The organism is Bradyrhizobium sp. AZCC 2262 (assembly GCF_036924535.1).
Taxonomy (GTDB): Bacteria; Pseudomonadota; Alphaproteobacteria; order Rhizobiales; family Xanthobacteraceae; genus Bradyrhizobium.
Map to the genome: position 1 here is coordinate 7102463 of NZ_JAZHRT010000001.1, position 15167 is coordinate 7117629.

General features: G+C 62.8%; 15 protein-coding genes. 3 read left to right on the plus strand and 12 right to left on the minus strand.

Annotated elements, in window-relative coordinates; genetic code table 11:
• Window positions 1–39: 39 nt before the first annotated feature.
• From V1283_RS33355 to V1283_RS33365, 3 genes are all read left to right on the plus strand, one after another.
• Complete coding sequence (locus V1283_RS33355; protein ID WP_334390860.1) at window positions 40–876, plus strand: protein-disulfide reductase DsbD domain-containing protein; 837 nt, start codon at window positions 40–42, stop codon at window positions 874–876.
• A gap of 235 nt (window positions 877–1111) precedes the next feature.
• Entirely contained in the window at window positions 1112–2470 is a 1359-nt protein-coding gene (locus V1283_RS33360) for an oligosaccharide flippase family protein (protein WP_334390861.1), read from the plus strand.
• Window positions 2471–2716: 246 nt separating this feature from the next.
• Window positions 2717–3547 (plus strand): sulfite exporter TauE/SafE family protein, encoded by an 831-nt coding sequence (locus V1283_RS33365; protein WP_334390862.1) that lies wholly within the window; start codon window positions 2717–2719, stop codon window positions 3545–3547.
• 36 nt (window positions 3548–3583) lie between these two features.
• Here V1283_RS33365 and V1283_RS33370 read toward each other — a convergent pair whose 3' ends face one another.
• The 12 genes from V1283_RS33370 to cysG all read right to left on the minus strand — a co-directional run bounded on the left by V1283_RS33370 (window position 3584) and on the right by cysG (window position 15043).
• The gene (locus V1283_RS33370; protein ID WP_334390863.1) at window positions 3584–4372 is read right to left on the minus strand and encodes a 3-hydroxybutyrate dehydrogenase; all 789 of its coding nucleotides are present in this window, start codon (window positions 4370–4372) and stop codon (window positions 3584–3586) included.
• A gap of 4 nt (window positions 4373–4376) precedes the next feature.
• A complete protein-coding gene (locus V1283_RS33375) occupies window positions 4377–5552 on the minus strand; it encodes a DUF3734 domain-containing protein (RefSeq protein WP_334390864.1) in 1176 nt (391 codons plus the stop codon).
• Window positions 5553–5688: 136 nt separating this feature from the next.
• On the minus strand, window positions 5689–6186 hold the full coding sequence (locus V1283_RS33380; RefSeq protein WP_334390865.1) for a CAP domain-containing protein: 498 nt from the start codon (window positions 6184–6186) through the stop codon (window positions 5689–5691).
• A 160-nt stretch (window positions 6187–6346) separates the two neighbouring features.
• A complete protein-coding gene (locus V1283_RS33385; RefSeq protein WP_334390866.1) occupies window positions 6347–7396 on the minus strand; it encodes a sulfate/molybdate ABC transporter ATP-binding protein in 1050 nt (349 codons plus the stop codon).
• Window positions 7386–8372, minus strand: a complete 987-nt coding sequence (gene cysW, locus V1283_RS33390) for a sulfate ABC transporter permease subunit CysW (protein ID WP_334390867.1) — start codon at window positions 8370–8372, stop codon at window positions 7386–7388. The genes V1283_RS33385 and cysW overlap by 11 nt, the downstream gene beginning before the upstream one ends.
• 10 nt (window positions 8373–8382) lie before the next feature.
• Window positions 8383–9189 carry a sulfate ABC transporter permease subunit CysT gene (gene cysT / locus V1283_RS33395; RefSeq protein WP_334393267.1) on the minus strand — a complete coding sequence of 269 codons (807 nt, stop codon included), beginning with the start codon at window positions 9187–9189 and terminating at the stop codon, window positions 8383–8385.
• 69 nt (window positions 9190–9258) lie between these two features.
• On the minus strand, window positions 9259–10248 hold the full coding sequence (locus tag V1283_RS33400) for a sulfate ABC transporter substrate-binding protein (RefSeq protein ID WP_334390868.1): 990 nt from the start codon (window positions 10246–10248) through the stop codon (window positions 9259–9261).
• Between the two features lie 137 nt (window positions 10249–10385).
• Window positions 10386–11111 carry a phosphoadenylyl-sulfate reductase gene (locus V1283_RS33405; protein ID WP_334393268.1) on the minus strand — a complete coding sequence of 242 codons (726 nt, stop codon included), beginning with the start codon at window positions 11109–11111 and terminating at the stop codon, window positions 10386–10388.
• A 2-nt stretch (window positions 11112–11113) separates the two neighbouring features.
• A complete protein-coding gene (locus V1283_RS33410; RefSeq protein ID WP_334390869.1) occupies window positions 11114–11629 on the minus strand; it encodes a DUF934 domain-containing protein in 516 nt (171 codons plus the stop codon).
• Window positions 11616–13271 (minus strand): nitrite/sulfite reductase, encoded by a 1656-nt coding sequence (locus V1283_RS33415; RefSeq protein WP_334390870.1) that lies wholly within the window; start codon window positions 13269–13271, stop codon window positions 11616–11618. The genes V1283_RS33410 and V1283_RS33415 overlap by 14 nt, the downstream gene beginning before the upstream one ends.
• Window positions 13272–13295: 24 nt before the next feature.
• Window positions 13296–13610, minus strand: a complete 315-nt coding sequence (locus tag V1283_RS33420; protein ID WP_334390871.1) for a DUF2849 domain-containing protein — start codon at window positions 13608–13610, stop codon at window positions 13296–13298.
• Window positions 13607–15043: a siroheme synthase CysG gene (cysG, locus tag V1283_RS33425; protein ID WP_334390872.1), complete on the minus strand. Its 1437-nt coding sequence runs from the start codon at window positions 15041–15043 to the stop codon at window positions 13607–13609. The genes V1283_RS33420 and cysG overlap by 4 nt, the downstream gene beginning before the upstream one ends.
• Window positions 15044–15167: the final 124 nt, after the last annotated feature.

A 15167-nucleotide genomic window follows, 5' to 3' on the forward strand; every position in this document is an offset into this window, starting at 1 on the left:
TCAATGGTTTGCGCCGCAACTTGCCTGTAAAGACGTCTCATGATCGTGATAGTTCCCCTGCGCGCCGCGCTCGGCGTCGCTGCCTTGTGTGTCGCGTGCGCGACGTCGGAGGTTCGCGCCGAGGATGCGTCGCCATGGCAGCGTGACGCGCATTCCGCGGTCCGGTTGCTGGCGGGATCACGCAGCGGCACGGTGCTGCTTGGCGGCGTCGCCATCCAGTTGCAGCCGGGATGGAAGACCTATTGGCGAACGCCCGGCGATTCCGGCGTGCCGCCCCGCTTCGACTTCTCAAAATCGGACAATGTCGAGGCCGTGACGGTGCTGTGGCCGGCACCGAAGAAGTTTGACGACGGCGCCGGCGGCACCGCGCTGGGATACAAGCAGCAGGTCGTGTTGCCGTTGCGGATCGTCGCCAAAAATGCCGACAAGCCGGTAACGCTGCGGGCCAGCATCAGCTACGCGGTCTGCGACAAGATCTGCATCCCCGTCGAAGCCAATGCCGAGCTCGCTTTTGCCAGCGTGGCGAGCACCGAGGACGGCAATTTGTCCGATGCGCTCAATACGGTGCCGAAGCCCGCCAATATCGGCGACCCCAATCCGCTGACCATCCGCGACGTCAAGCGCGAGGGAAAGAACAACGTGCTGGTCGACGTGACCGCGCCCGAAGCCAAGGAGGTCAACCTGTTCGTCGAGGGACCGACGCCTGACTGGGCGCTGCCAGTTCCCAAGCTGGTCGAGCAAAGCCCGCCCGGCGTCAAACGGTTTGCCTTCGAACTCGACGGCCTGCCGCCCGGCGTCAGCCCGGAAGGCGCCGCGCTCAAACTGACGCTGGTCGGGGGCGACCGGGCCTACGAGTTCAATGTCAGTTTGAATTGACGGTTTCTCGTCGTCCCTGCGAAAGCAGGGACCCATACGCCGCGGCGATCGTGAAGAGACGCCGGCGCCAGATACCTTTTCAAGCAACCTCGCCCTGTGGTTATGGGTCCCTGCGTTCGCAGGGACGACAGGGGAGCAAGGCCTCCCACCCAACCGAATCTTAACGAATGGTTGATACACCCACCCATCGCCGCCGCCTCGCGGCGCGTTTCGGGGATGCATCCTTGTGGCCGTGATGGATACGCAATCCGCAACCACCTCGCCTGCCGGCGTGATCGCGCGCCTGCGTGCGCTGCTTGGCGGCTCCAGCGAAGCCTCCGTCACCAGGCGGCTGGCCGGCACCATCTTCATCATCCGCGTCTTCAGCGCAGCCCTCGCCTATTTCTCGCAGATCCTGCTGGCGCGCTGGATGGGCGGCTCGGATTACGGTGTCTATGTCTATGTCTGGACCTGGGTGCTGCTGCTGGGCAGCATGATGGATTTCGGCATCTCGGCCTCCGCGCAAAAGATCATTCCGGAATATCGCACCCGCGGCGAGCATGCGCTACTGCGCGGCTTCCTCTCCGGCAGCCGCTGGATCACGTTCGTCGTCTCCTCCATCGTCTCGCTGTTGCTGGCCGGCGTGGTGAAGGGATTATCGCCGTGGATCGACGCCAACACGATCATTCCGCTCTATATCGGCTGTCTGACGCTGCCGGCGTTTGTCGTCGCCAACACGCAGGACGGCATCGCCCGCTCGCATGACTGGATGCGGCTCGGACTGATGCCGCAATTCATCGTGCGGCAGTCGCTGATCATCGGCCTGACCGCCGGCGCCTTCGTGCTCGGCTTCAATCTCGGTGCCGCCGCCGCCATGTGGGCCAGCGCCGCGGCGGTATGGATCGCGATGATCGGCCAGATGATCGTGCTGAACCGCAGGCTCGGCGGCCATATCGAGCCTGGCCCCAAGGCCTATGATTTCCGTGGCTGGCTCGCGGTCTCGTTGCCGATCCTGCTGGTGGAAAGCTTTTATCTGCTGCTGTCCTACACCGACGTGCTGGTGCTGCAGCAATTCCGCTCCTCCGAAGAGGTCGGTGTCTATTTCGCCGTGGTGAAGACGCTGGCGCTGGTCTCCTTCATTCACTATGCGATGGCGGCGACGACGGCACATCGCTTTGCCGAGTATCACGCGCTGGGCGACAAGCCGCGGCTGTCGGCCTATGTGGCGCATGCGATCCAGTGGACGTTCTGGCCGTCGCTGGCCGCAACCATTTTGCTGCTGGCGCTGGGCAAGCCGCTGCTATGGCTGTTCGGACCGCAATTCGTGGTCGGCTACGACATCATGTTCATTGCCGCTGTCGGCCTCGTGGTGCGTTCCGCCATCGGCCCGGTCGAGCGGCTGCTCAACATGCTCGGCCACCAGCACATCTGCGCGCTGGCCTATGCGCTCGCTTTCGTCATGAACGTCGTGCTGTGCGTGATGCTGGTGCCGCGCTTCGGCGGCCATGGTGCTGCGGCCGCGACGTCGATCTCACTGGCGTTCGAGACGGTGCTGCTGTTCTGGATCGTGCGCCGGCGGCTCGGATTGCACGTGCTGGCGTTCGGCAAACGCTGATCTCAAACCGATAGGACAGCAAGCGCGCCACATCGCGCCGGCCTCTTCCGGGCCGGCGGAATGGGCCATCGGCGCCCCGCGACCGCCGTATTTGAGGCCTCAGAAGGCCACCATCGTCGTATCGGCCTATGAGAGAAAATATCCGGCGATTCCGATCTGCACGTAAAGCATTCTTGTCTCGTTCGATCGGACGCCCATGCCGGAACTGCTATATACTCGCTGGAACCAAAGATCTGACCCTGGAAAATGATTGATCCTCTCTACGTTGCATCGGGATTCGGCGTCGGCCTGCTGGTCGGGATGACCGGCGTCGGCGGCGGCTCACTGATGACGCCATTGTTGATCCTGCTGTTCGGTGTCCACCCGTCGACCGCTGTCGGCACCGACCTGCTATACGCCGCGGCGACCAAGACCGGTGGCAGCTTGGTGCATGGGTGGTCGCAGAGCATTCACTGGCCGGCGGTGATGCGTCTCGCCAGCGGCAGCATCCCGGCGAGCCTCGTCACGTTGCTTGTGCTGTGGCAGCTCGAACTCAACGCGGAGGCTGCGCGCAGCCTGGTCAATGTGGTGCTGTGCTTTGCGCTCATCCTGACGGCGACGTCGTTGATCTTCCGCAGGGCGATCATGGATCGATATCGCCAGCGCATGGAACGGCTCGGCACTTCGACGACCGGCAGCGCGACCGTGATGGTCGGCGTGGCGCTCGGCGTGCTGGTCTCTGTTTCGTCGGTCGGCGCCGGTGCAGTCGGCGTCACCGCGCTATTGCTGCTCTATCCGCGCCTGCCGATGGCGAGCATCGTCGGCTCCGACATTGCGCACGCCGTGCCGCTGACGCTGGTCGCCGGCATCGGCCACTGGGCGCTGGGTTCGGTCGATTGGGCGCTGATGGGTGTGTTGCTGATAGGCTCGCTGCCCGGCATCGTGATCGGCAGTTACTGCGCGGTTCGCGTGCCGGAGACGGTGCTGAGATTGCTGCTGGCCGCCGTTCTGATTCTGGTCGCCGGCAAGCTTGGCTTCAATGAGTTGCACCTGTCGACGGAAAGCGTCGCGGCGATTGCCAAGAGCGCCACCCACTAGGATTGAGGGTGGGCGCTCCGGCACTGTTCGCTATTCCTACTCCGCGGTCCAGCCGCCGTCGATCGAGAGATTGGCGCCGGTGATCTGGGCGGCATCGTCGCCGCACAGAAACAGCGCAAGGGCTGCGACCTGTTCCGACGTCACGAACTCCTTGGTCGGCTGCGCGTCGAGGAGCACGTCCTTGATGACCTGCTCCTTGGTCATGTTGCGCGCCTTCATGGTCTCCGGGATCTGGTGCTCGACCAGCGGCGTCCAGACATAGCCCGGGCTGATGCAGTTGCAGGTGATCTTGAAGGTCGCAAGCTCCAGCGCCACCGTTTTTGTCAGTCCGGCGATGCCGTGCTTGGCTGAGACATAGGCCGACTTGAATGGCGATGCCACCAGCGAATGCGCGGAAGCGGTGTTGATGATGCGGCCCCAGCCGCGCTTCTTCATGCCGGGCACGGCGGCACGGATGGCATGAAATGCCGATGACAGATTGATCGCAATGATCGCGTCCCATTTCTCGATCGGAAACTCCTCGATCGGGGCGACGAACTGGATGCCGGCATTGTTGACGAGGACATCGACCGAGCCGAAGGTCTTCTCGCCGAGTGCGACCATTTCGGCGATTTCGGCGGCCTTGGTCATGTCGGCGGGCGAATGCACGGCGCGGACTTTGAAATCGGTCTCAATGCCGGAACGCTCGCGCTCGATGTCAGCCGGCACGCCCATGCCGTTGAGAACGATATTGGCGCCGGCGCCGGCAAACGCGCGTGCGTATGCCAATCCGATACCGCTGGTCGAACCGGTCACGACAGCCGTCTTGCCTTTTAACGTACCCATTTGATCACTCCTGCTTGCCTCCGGGAGACTTGGGAACATCCCCCGACATATCGTAAGCCTTCATGCTCTCGCCAGATTGCGGGCGCTCCAACACATCCTTGTGACGCATCGACAGATGAACGTCGCGGACGCCCGCGTTCCAATGCTCGACCATGGCGACATGCGAAAAGTCGTAGTCCTTGGAATTTGTCTCGTAATTCTTGCCCTTGTAGATCAGGTGCACGACCGTGACGGTGTTTTCCTTCGAGGCCTTGCGCAGGAATTCGACCGACGGATCGTTCTGCAAATGATCCGGCAATTTGCCGAGCAGATCGCGCACCGCCATGCGCGCGTTGTGGATCTGCCTGTTCTTGTCGGTACTCATGCGGGTGCGGCTGGAATAACGGATGTCCTTTTCCCGCTCGGCAGCGTCGAGCAGCGACTCCGGCAGTTCCCCGCGCGCACTGAACAGATCGACCTGGAAGATCAGGAGGTCGCGCCTGAACTCCTCCTCCAGCACGAAATCGAGTGGCGTGTTCGAGGCGATGCCGCCATCCCAGTAATGCTCGCCTTCGATGACGATGGATGGAAAGCCCGGCGGCAACGCGCCGGAGGCCATGATGTGCTCCGGCCCGATCTTCCTGCCGAGCTGCCTGAACTCGAAATTGTCGAAATATTTCAGGTTGCCCGAGGTCACGCCGACCGCGCCGACGCTGAGCCGCGTCTTCAGATCATTGATGCGATCGAAGTCGACCAGCCGCTCAAGCGTCTTCTTCAAGGGCGCGGTGTCGTAATAGCTCTGCGATTGCGGGCTGCCCGGCGGCCAGAGCGGGGCCGGCGGAAGCCGCGGCGTGAAGAAGCCGGGCACACCGAAGGTGGCAATCAGCGCGGCGCTGGTCTCGTTGAACAGCGAGCGCGCGCGGTCGCCCGGCGTGACGGGGCTCCACGACACCGGAGACGACACCATCTCCCAGAATTCCTTGAGGCGATCGACGCGCGCCTCCGGGCCGTTGCCGGCAATGATCGCGGCATTGATGGCGCCGATTGAAATGCCCGCGACCCATTCCGGTTCGAAGCCGGCCCGACACAGCGCCTGAAAGGCGCCGGCCTGATAGGAGCCGAGCGCGCCGCCACCCTGCAGGACCAGTACGCGCTGCGCCTTGGCGGGCGTGGTCGCTGGAGCAGAGTCGGAATGATCCATTGTGACCGTCGACTAGTGGACAATGACCGGGGCACCGTGGCCGCAGTTCGCGACGGCGTCAATCCGCGAGATCGAAGCAAGGATCACGCCGGGTTTATCGCCTTGTGAGGCATCGAGGCCCGTTTCCGGACCTGCTTCAGGTTGATGCAAGGATGAGCGTCCAGAACACCTTGTATTTGGTATTTGGAGCATAAGTCGCCGCGATGCCCAATTTTGTGACACCGTTCTTGAGCATATTGGCCTTGTGCGGCGGCGAGTCGCGCCAGCCGGAGAAGGCCTCCGCCAAAGTGTGATAGCCGGCCGAGATGTTTTCGACCGCAACCGTTGCCGGATAGCCGGAAGCCCCCAGCCGCTTGTCCAGCGGGCCCTTCACATTGTGGTCCATCTTGTTACGGGCCGCCATCGCCTGGGACTGCTGTTCGGCGAGCCTGGTCAGCTCCGGATCGACCACCACGGTGCCGAGGCCGTTGTTCTGGCGGTATTGCGAGATCATGATCGCGGCGGCGACCGTGTCGAGCGTGGCGCCGGGTTGCGCCATGTCGAGATACATGGCCGGCTGATCCGGGATTTTGACGTCTGCCGAGCAGCCGGCAAGCAGCAAAAGCCCGATAATGGCGGTAGTCGCCCGTTTCACTGAAAGAATCCCCCAAGGCTGGACGGCCGTTGTTGCATACCAACCGTGGCTGAATGGTGAACGGGGGGCCGCGTTGACACGTCATTCCGGGGCGATGCGCAGCATCGAACCCGGAATCTCGAGATTCCGGGTTCGCTTCGCGCCCCGGAATGACGGAACATCAATCCTGCGCAGCAAAGATCCGGTAGCGGCGAGGCTGCAGGCTGATGATCTCGCCGGCCTGGAGTTCCCGATCCCGGGGGGCGTCGATCTCGATCACGGTCTTGCCCTCGCCGCCCGAGAGGGCCACCTCCGCCCGCTGGATCGGGCCGAACGAGCGGACATGGCGCACTGCGCCCTCCAGCGAACCGGTTCCCGCCGGCCCGATCTGCATGTCATGGCGGCGGACGAACAGCTTTGAGGCGCCGGAGGCCGCGCCATCGGCGGCAATATTGAGCGGCCGGCCGCCGAGCCGCACCGAGCCGCCGGTAACCTCCACCGGCAGCACGATGGATTCACCGATGAAGCCGTGGACGAAGGCGGTCGCGGGATTGTCATAGACATCTCCCGGCGTGCCGATCTGCTCGATACGGCCCTTGTCCATGACAACCACGCGGTTGGCGACTTCGAGCGCCTCTTCCTGGTCGTGGGTGACGAAGATCGAGGTGACGTGGATTTCGGAATGCAGCGAGCGCAGCCATTGCCGCAGCTCTTTCCGCACCTTCGCATCGAGCGCGCCAAAAGGCTCGTCGAGCAGCAGGATGCGCGGTTCGATGGCGAGCGCACGCGCCAGCGCGATGCGCTGCCGCTGGCCGCCGGACAACTGGCTGGGATAGCGGTTGGCCAGCCAGTCGAGTTGCACGAGATCCAGCAGCTCCTTGACGCGGGCGCGGATCGTGGCCTCGTCCTTGCGGATGGGGCGCGGCTGCACGCGGAGACCAAAGGCGACGTTTTCGAACACCGTCATGTGGCGAAACAGCGCGTAGTGCTGGAACACGAATCCGACATGGCGCTCGCTTGCGCCGTGTCCCAGCGCATCCTCGCCGTCGATCCGCACTTCCCCGGCGTCGGGCCAGTCGAGGCCGGCGATAATCCGCAACAGCGTCGTCTTGCCCGAACCCGATGGACCAAGCAGCGCCAGCAATTCGCCCTTGCCGACCTTCAGATCGACATTGTCGAGCGCAGCAAACGCGCCGAATTTCTTGACGATGTTTTTGACTTCAATGGTCACTTGGATAGTCCCTTGAATCGTCTCTTGGGGTTTGCACTTCGTCCAGGCGCTGTTCGAGAACGGTCTTCACGATCAGCGTGATCAGGGCCAGCATCGCCAAAAGCGAAGCAATCGCAAACGACGCCACGAATTGATACTCATTGTAGAGAATCTCGACCAATAGCGGCATGGTGTTGGTCTCGCCGCGGATATGGCCCGACACCACCGACACTGCGCCGAACTCTCCCATGGCGCGCGCGTTGCACAGCAGTACGCCATACAACAGGCCCCATTTGATATTGGGCAGAGTGACGCGGAAGAAGGTCTGCAGGCCTGACGCGCCCAGCGAGATCGCAGCCTCTTCCTCCTGCGTGCCCTGCTCCTGCATCAACGGAATGAGCGAACGGGCGACGAAAGGAAACGTCACGAAGATGGTCGCCAGCGCAATACCGGGCACCGCGAACAGGATGTGGATGTCGTGCGCCTGCAGCCACGTACCCCAATAGCCCTGCGCGCCGAACAGCAGCACGAAGACGAGGCCCGAGATGACCGGGCTGACCGAGAACGGCAGGTCGATCAGCGTGATCAGAAAGGTCTTGCCGCGGAATTCGAATTTCGCGATCGCCCAGGCCGCGATCACGCCGAACACGAGGTTAAGGGTGACCGAGATCGCCGCCACGAGCAGCGTTAGCCTGATCGCCGAAAGCGCCTCCGGCTCCGACAGCGCGGCGAAATAAGCGCTGATGCCTTTTGAAAAGGCCGATGCGAACACGACCACCAGCGGCAGCACGACAAAGACGGTGAGGAAGCTGACGGCAAGCGCGATGATGACGAAGCGGACGGGCCCGGGCTCGGTCCGCAGGTCCTTTGGCGAAGGAACCGCGCGTGCCCGGTCGTTCGCCTCGCGCTGCGACGGCGGGGAGATCGCGAGGTCTGCCGTCGACGCGTAGGCCCTTAGCGGGTTCGCCGGCGTCACAAAGCTCGTTTCCGTAGACATCGATCGGCCCTCAATGCGCGGGAATGCGGGTTTGCGCCCAGCGTTGCAGGCGATTGACGACGAGGATGATCAGGAACGAAGCCAGCAGCATGATGACGGCGATTGCCGTCGCATCGGCATAGCGAAATTCGGACAACCGGATCACGATCAGGAGCGGCGCGATCTCCGACACATTCGGCAAATTGCCGGCGATGAAGATCACCGAGCCGTATTCACCGACGGCGCGCGCGAACGCCAGTGCAAACCCGGTCAATAGCGCCGGGATCAGGCTCGGCAGGATCACCCGGAACACCGTGTGCCAGCGGTTGGCGCCGAGGCTCGCGGCCGCCTCCTCGATTTCAGGATCGAGATCGATCAGCACCGGCTGAACCGTCCGCACCACGAACGGAATACCGATGAAGACCATCGCAATGAAAATGCCAATCGGCGTGAATGCGACCTTGATGCCGAGCTCGGCCAGCGGCGCGCCGAGCCAGCCCTTCTGCGCGAACAATTGCGTCAACGCGACGCCCGCAACCGCTGTCGGCAGCGCAAAGGGAATATCGACGATGGCGTCAAACAGCCGCCGGCCCGGAAAGCGATACCGCACCAGCGCCCACACGATGATCGTCCCCATCACCAGATTGACGCAGGCAGCGGCAAAGGAAAGGCCGAACGAGAGCTTCAGCGCGTTCAGGGTGCGGCGGCTGGTGAGGATGTCCCAGAACTGCCCGGGCGAAAGCTCGAGCGTTTTGAGGAACAGGCCGGCGAGCGGGATGAGGATGATAACGGAGAGCCATGTCAGGGTCAGTCCCATGGTGAGACCGAACCCCGGCAAGCTGCTTCGCCGCGCGACCGCTGTGCTCACAAATCCCCCTGCTTCCGCTACGGCTGCCCGTCGGCCAGATCAATTCTTGTAAATCTGGTCGAAAATGCCGCCTTCGCCGAAGTGATCTTTCTGCGCCTTTGTCCAACCACCAAAAACGTCGTCGATTGTGAAAAGTTCGACCTTGGCGAAGGATTTTTCGTACTCCTTCGCAATTTCCGAATCGCGTGGACGATAGGAATTGCGTGCGGCGATTTCCTGACCTTCCTTGGTATACCAATATTTCAGGTAAGCCTCGGCGACCGCGCGCGTGCCTTTTTTATCGGCAACCTTGTCGACGACCGCGACCGGCGGCTCGGCGAGAATCGACAATGGCGGCGCCACGATCTCGAACTTGTCCTTGCCGAACTCGCGCTGTGCCAGGAACGCCTCGTTCTCCCACGCCAGCAGCACGTCGCCGACGCCGCGCTCGACGAAGGTCACCGTCGAGCCGCGCGCGCCGGTATCGAGCACCGGCACGTTCTTGAAGAGATCACCGACGAATTGCTTCGCCCTGTCGGCGGAGCCGAATTTCTTTTCCGCAAAGCCCCACGCTGCCAGATAGTTCCAGCGCGCGCCACCCGAGGTCTTCGGGTTCGGCGTGATCACCTGCACGCCGGGCTTGATCAGATCGTCCCAGTCCTTGATGGCCTTGGGATTGCCCTTGCGCACCAGGAACACGATCGTCGACGTATAGGGCGACGCATTGAGCGACAACTTCTTCTGCCAGTCGGGCGCCACCAGCCCCTTGGCGGCGATGGCGTCGATGTCATAGGCCAGCGCCAGTGTGACGATGTCGGCCTGCAGGCCGTCGATCACCGCGCGCGCCTGCGAGCCCGAGCCGCCATGCGACTGCTTGATCTCGACGCTCTTGCCGGTTTCTTTCTGATAGGCCGCGACAAACGCCTTGTTGAAATCGGCGTAGAGTTCGCGCGTCGGATCGTAGGACACGTTGAGCAGCGTATAGTCGGCAGCGAAGGCAGAACTCGCCCAGAGCAGTCCCGCGACGAGCGGCAGAATGCGACGGATCATCATTGATCTCCATTCGGCTTGATCAAGCATATCATCCAACACGAACGTATAAGTCGCGACGAAAGGCCGCTTCGTCAACGAAACCGCATTTCATTGTTTGCGGTTCCGCAGCCTCAATGTCCTATGAAATCCGGGTTCTAGGAAGTTTTCATCGTGTGGATGCCACATTCCGTCTTGGCTCTGCCGCGCCAGCGGCCGTCGCGCGCGTCCTCGCCGGCAGCCGCCCGGCTCGAGCACGGCATGCATCCGACCGACAGGTAGCCTGAGGCAACGAGCGGATGCGGCGGAAGTTTCGCGAGCTTGTAGATCGCCTCGATCTCCTCGCGCGACACGTTGGCGAACGGATTGAATTTCAGCTTCGCGCCGTCGTCCTCGACGACGGGAATCTCGGCGCGCGCGCCGCCCTGAAAACGCTTGCGCCCGTTGATCCAGGCCGCGAACGGCTTGAGCGCCCGCGCCAGCGGCTCCACTTTACGGATACGGCAGCAGGCGTCGGGATCGGAAAACCACAATTCGCGATCGGGATCCTGGCGTGAGAGCGCCTCTTCCAGCGGTTTGATCGAGCGAACGTCGCGAAGGCCAAGTGTCGCGATCAGCGTGTCGCGATAGGCGAGCGTCTCCTCGAACAGCCATCCGGTATCGAGAAAGATTACGGGAATGGCGGGATCGACGTCCGCCATCACCTTGAGCAGCGCCGCCGATTCCGTGCCGAACGACGACACCAGCGCAAGCTGTTCGCGACCGACGACCTTAAGCGCGGTTTCAATGACGTGCGCCGGCGAGGCGTCGCGCAAGGTATGGTCAAGCGTCTGCGCCGAATGAAGGATCGCCGCCTCCGCCGCGAGGCCGTGCTGTATGATCATGCTCACTGGCCGGCACTCTCCGAATGACGCAACTGCATCCGCCGATTGAGCGCGGTGACACGGCCATCGCCGGTCGGCTGGTAGAACACTGAATAGCGCTTGGTGGTCGCCGCAAACGCCGCCGCGTCGCTGTCCTTTTTCACCTCGAAGGCGTCGAAGCCGGCGCGCAGCATGAACACGAACTGATCGCGCAGCACCTGGCCGGTGGCGCGCAGCTCGCCTTCGAAGGCGTATCGCTCGCGCAGCAGCCGCGCCTGGCTATAGGCGCGGCCGTCGCGGAACGACGGAAACACCAGCGCGATTGCCGCCAGCCGGTCGAGATACGGTACCAAATCGTCGATGTCGCGGTTGTTCGGCCAGATCACGCCGAGCTTGCCGGCGCGGGCCAGCAAGGCTTGCGGATCTTCGAGAAACCGCGCCGCCGGAACCAGGATCGCGCCATCGCCCGGAAGTTCGGCGCCGTCAGGCACATGGACGAACAGGTCGGCTGCAATTTTTCCGTCTTTAACGAGTGGCATAGACCCGCTCCCTGAATGGTTCGACGCCGAGCCGCTTCACCGTATCGACGAACAATTCGTCGGGACGCGCGCGCAGGGCAAGATAGGCTTCGACAATGTCCTCGATCACGTCGGCGACGTCGACATAAGGCACCGCGGGGCCGATCAAGGTGCCCATCTGGGCATTCTCGTCGGCGCGGCCGCCGATGGTGATCTGGTAAAATTCCTCGCCGTTCTTCTCGACGCCGAGAATGCCGATATGGCCGACATGGTGATGTCCGCAGGCATTGATGCAGCCGGAAATGTTGATATGCAGCCGGCCGATCATGTTCGCCGTGTCGTGATTGGCGAAGCGGCGCGTCAATTCCTGCGCGATCGGGATCGAGCGCGCGTTGGCGAGCGAGCAATAATCCAGCCCCGGACAGGCAATGATGTCGGAGACCAGATTGATGTTCGGCGTCGCGAGGCCGATTCTGTCGAGCGCCTTCCACAGCGCGGGCAGATCGCGCTTGGCAACGTGCGGCAGCACCAGGTTCTGCTCGTGACCGACGCGGATTTCGCCGAAGGAGTATTTGTCGGCGAGATCGGCAACCGCGTCCATCTGGTCGGCGGTCGCGTCGCCCGGAGGGCCGCCGACCGGCTTCAGCGACAGCGTCACGATCGAATAGCCCTGCACCTTATGCGTAAACACCGAGTTGCGGCGCCAGGCCTCGAAATGCGGATCATGCGCCGCCTTCTTTAGCTCGTCCGGCATGTGCGGCAGCTTGTCATAGGCTGGATAGGAGAAGCGCGAGCGGATTTCCTCGATCACGGAATCCTCCAGCGTCAACGCGCTGTCGCGAATATGCTCCCACTCCTCCTCGACTTCCCTGGCGAACTTCTCGATGCCGAGCTCGTGCACGAGGATCTTGATACGGGCCTTGTAGATGTTGTCGCGGCGGCCGTACTGGTTGTAGACGCGCAGGATCGCCTCGACATAGCTGAGGATATCGCGGCGTGACACGAACGGCTTGATGGTTTTGGCGATGAACGGCGTGCGGCCGAGCCCGCCGCCGACCAGCACCTCGAAACCGGTCTCGCCTTCCGCATTCCTGTATAGCCGCAAGCCGATGTCGTGGATCTTGATCGCGGCGCGATCGTGGTCGGAGGCTGTGATCGCGATCTTGAACTTGCGTGGCAGGAACGAGAATTCCGGATGCAGCGTGGTGTGCTGGCGCAGGATTTCCGACCAGATGCGGGGATCCTCGATCTCACCCGGCGCGACGCCCGCCCACTGGTCCGAGGTGACGTTGCGCATGTTGTTGCCCGAAGTCTGCATCGCGTGGATGCCGACTTCGGCCAGATCGGCCAGCGCGTCTGGCAGTTCGGCGAGCTTGATCCAGTTGAACTGGATGTTCTGCCGGGTGGTGAAATGGCCGTAGCCGCGATCGTAGCGGCGCGCGACATGCGCAAGCCGCCGCAGCTGCTTCGACGACAGCGTGCCGTAGGGAATCGCGACGCGGAACATGTAGGCGTGCAGTTGCAGATAGACGCCGTTCTGCAGCCGCAGCATCTTGAATTCGTCCTCGGTGAGCTCGCCGGAGAGACGGCGCTTCACCTGGTCCCGGAATTCGGACACGCGTTCGTTGATCAGCGTGCGGTCGAGTTCGTCATATGCGTACATGATGGATCAGCCTTGATAGGTCGTTTAGGCCGGAAGCAAATCGATGGTGAGGCCATTCGAGCGGATGCGTTCGCGGAGATTGCCGGGCTTGATCGCCCCGCTGTCCTTGACTTCGACCGGCGCGATATAGGCGCCGATCGCGCCGACGTCATCGGCAATCGCTTCGGTGAGCAGCGCCCTCGCTTCATCGGAGGTACGAACGATTGCCGCATCCGACAAGTCCGCCGACCAGCTCTGCTGATCGGTGCGGTAGATGACCACGCCGTCCCAGGTGCGGTTGGCGGTCACCATCGACGGACCGGCAATCTTGATTTTCTTCTGTTCGAGCGGAGAGGTCATTCGGCAGCATCCAGCAGTTTGGAGATGACTTGATTGAGGTCGGACTGGCGCCACGGCGCGGAATGCGCAACGACGTCGCCGATGATGAGGATGGCGGGACCGCCATCGATTTTTTCGACCAGCGCGGGAAGGTTTTCGAGCGTACCGACCACGGCCTGCGCATCCGGCCGCGTCACCCGCGCGAACACGCCGACGGGCGTTTGCGGTAACCGGCCCGCAGCAAGCAGGCCCGCCCGCACCGACGGCGCCGCGGTCATGCCCATATAGACCACGATGGTCATCTTCCTGTCCGTCAGCACCGACCAGTCGACCGTCTCGGCGTCCTTGGCCTTGTGCGCGGTCAGGAAGGTGATGCGCAGCGCTTCATGACGATAGGTCAGCGGCGCCTCGAATTGCGCGGCGGCGCCGAGCCCTGCGGTAATGCCCGGCACCACCGAATAGGCGACGCCGGCTTCGCGCAACACTTCGATCTCCTCGCCGCCGCGGCCGAAGATGAAGGGATCGCCACCTTTCAGCCGCACTACGCGCTGTCCGGATTTCGCTGCATCAATCAGCAATTTGTTGATCGCATCTTGCCCGATGCCGGGCTTGCCGACCCGGCGTCCGACCGCAACACGCGAGGCATCGCGACGCACGCGATCGAGAACTTCCGGTGAGACCAGTTCGTCGTAGAAAACGATGTCGGCATCCTGCAATGCGCGCAGCGCCTTGATGGTGAGCAGATCCGGATCGCCCGGACCCGCGCCGACCAGCGTCACCCTGCCCTCGGCCTTGCCGCCCTGGCTCGCGCCGGCGAAGGCGGAGGGATCGGCAATTTCGTTCAGCGCTTTTTCGGCCTCGTCCTTGCGGCCGGCAAGCACCAGCGCGCCGATCGGACCGTCGATCACACGCTCCCAGAACCGGCGGCGCAGCGAAAATTCGGGAATGCGCGCATGCATCGATTTGCGAAAGCCGCCGATGAAGGCGGCGAGATCGCCGATACGCGCCGGCAGCACCGCCTCGATGCGCTCACGCACGCGGCGCGCGACCACCGGTGACGCGCCGCCGGTGCCGACGGCAACGACGACATCGCCACGATCAACGATCGCCGGAAAGATGAAAGTGGAATGCGCGAGATCGTCCATCACGTTGACGGGCAGCCCGACCGCCTTCGCACACACCGACATCGCAACGCCGATATCGCCGGCGCCGGCGCATAGGATCGCGATGATGCCCGACAGATCGGCAGTGAGCGGATCGCCCGAGCCCGGCTCGATCCGCGCGGCGTCCGTGGGGTCGAGACCAGCCAGATCATGATCACCGTCGGTCGCAAACCATTGGACCCGTGCGCCCGCTGAAACCAGCAGCCGTAATTTCGCGCGCACGAGTTCGCCCGCTCCAACGAGCAGCACCTTGCCGCTTTGCAGATCCAGGAACACAGGCAGGTAGCGCATCCGATACTCGCTTTCCCCAACTTGGGGCTTGACTGAAATTATTTTCTATTTATGTCTCGATCAAGAGCCGTAAAGAGAAAATTATTTCTTCTCTATTGCGGCGCAACTTTAGAAGTTTTCCACT

Bases quoted from the DNA above. Each gene is read 5' to 3' on its own strand.
- V1283_RS33355 (WP_334390860.1), top strand. From the start codon at position 40: ATGATCGTGATAGTTCCCCTGCGCGCCGCGCTCGGCGTCGCTGCCTTG.
- V1283_RS33370 (WP_334390863.1), bottom strand. From the start codon at position 4,372: ATGGGTACGTTAAAAGGCAAGACGGCTGTCGTGACCGGTTCGACCAGC.
- V1283_RS33415 (WP_334390870.1), bottom strand. From the start codon at position 13,271: ATGTACGCATATGACGAACTCGACCGCACGCTGATCAACGAACGCGTG.
- V1283_RS33400 (WP_334390868.1), bottom strand. From the start codon at position 10,248: ATGATCCGTCGCATTCTGCCGCTCGTCGCGGGACTGCTCTGGGCGAGT.
- V1283_RS33360 (WP_334390861.1), top strand. From the start codon at position 1,112: ATGGATACGCAATCCGCAACCACCTCGCCTGCCGGCGTGATCGCGCGC.
- V1283_RS33410 (WP_334390869.1), bottom strand. From the start codon at position 11,629: ATGCCACTCGTTAAAGACGGAAAAATTGCAGCCGACCTGTTCGTCCAT.
- V1283_RS33420 (WP_334390871.1), bottom strand. From the start codon at position 13,610: ATGACCTCTCCGCTCGAACAGAAGAAAATCAAGATTGCCGGTCCGTCG.
- V1283_RS33365 (WP_334390862.1), top strand. From the start codon at position 2,717: ATGATTGATCCTCTCTACGTTGCATCGGGATTCGGCGTCGGCCTGCTG.
- cysW (WP_334390867.1), bottom strand. From the start codon at position 8,372: ATGTCTACGGAAACGAGCTTTGTGACGCCGGCGAACCCGCTAAGGGCC.
- V1283_RS33405 (WP_334393268.1), bottom strand. From the start codon at position 11,111: ATGATCATACAGCACGGCCTCGCGGCGGAGGCGGCGATCCTTCATTCG.
- V1283_RS33375 (WP_334390864.1), bottom strand. From the start codon at position 5,552: ATGGATCATTCCGACTCTGCTCCAGCGACCACGCCCGCCAAGGCGCAG.
- cysG (WP_334390872.1), bottom strand. From the start codon at position 15,043: ATGCGCTACCTGCCTGTGTTCCTGGATCTGCAAAGCGGCAAGGTGCTG.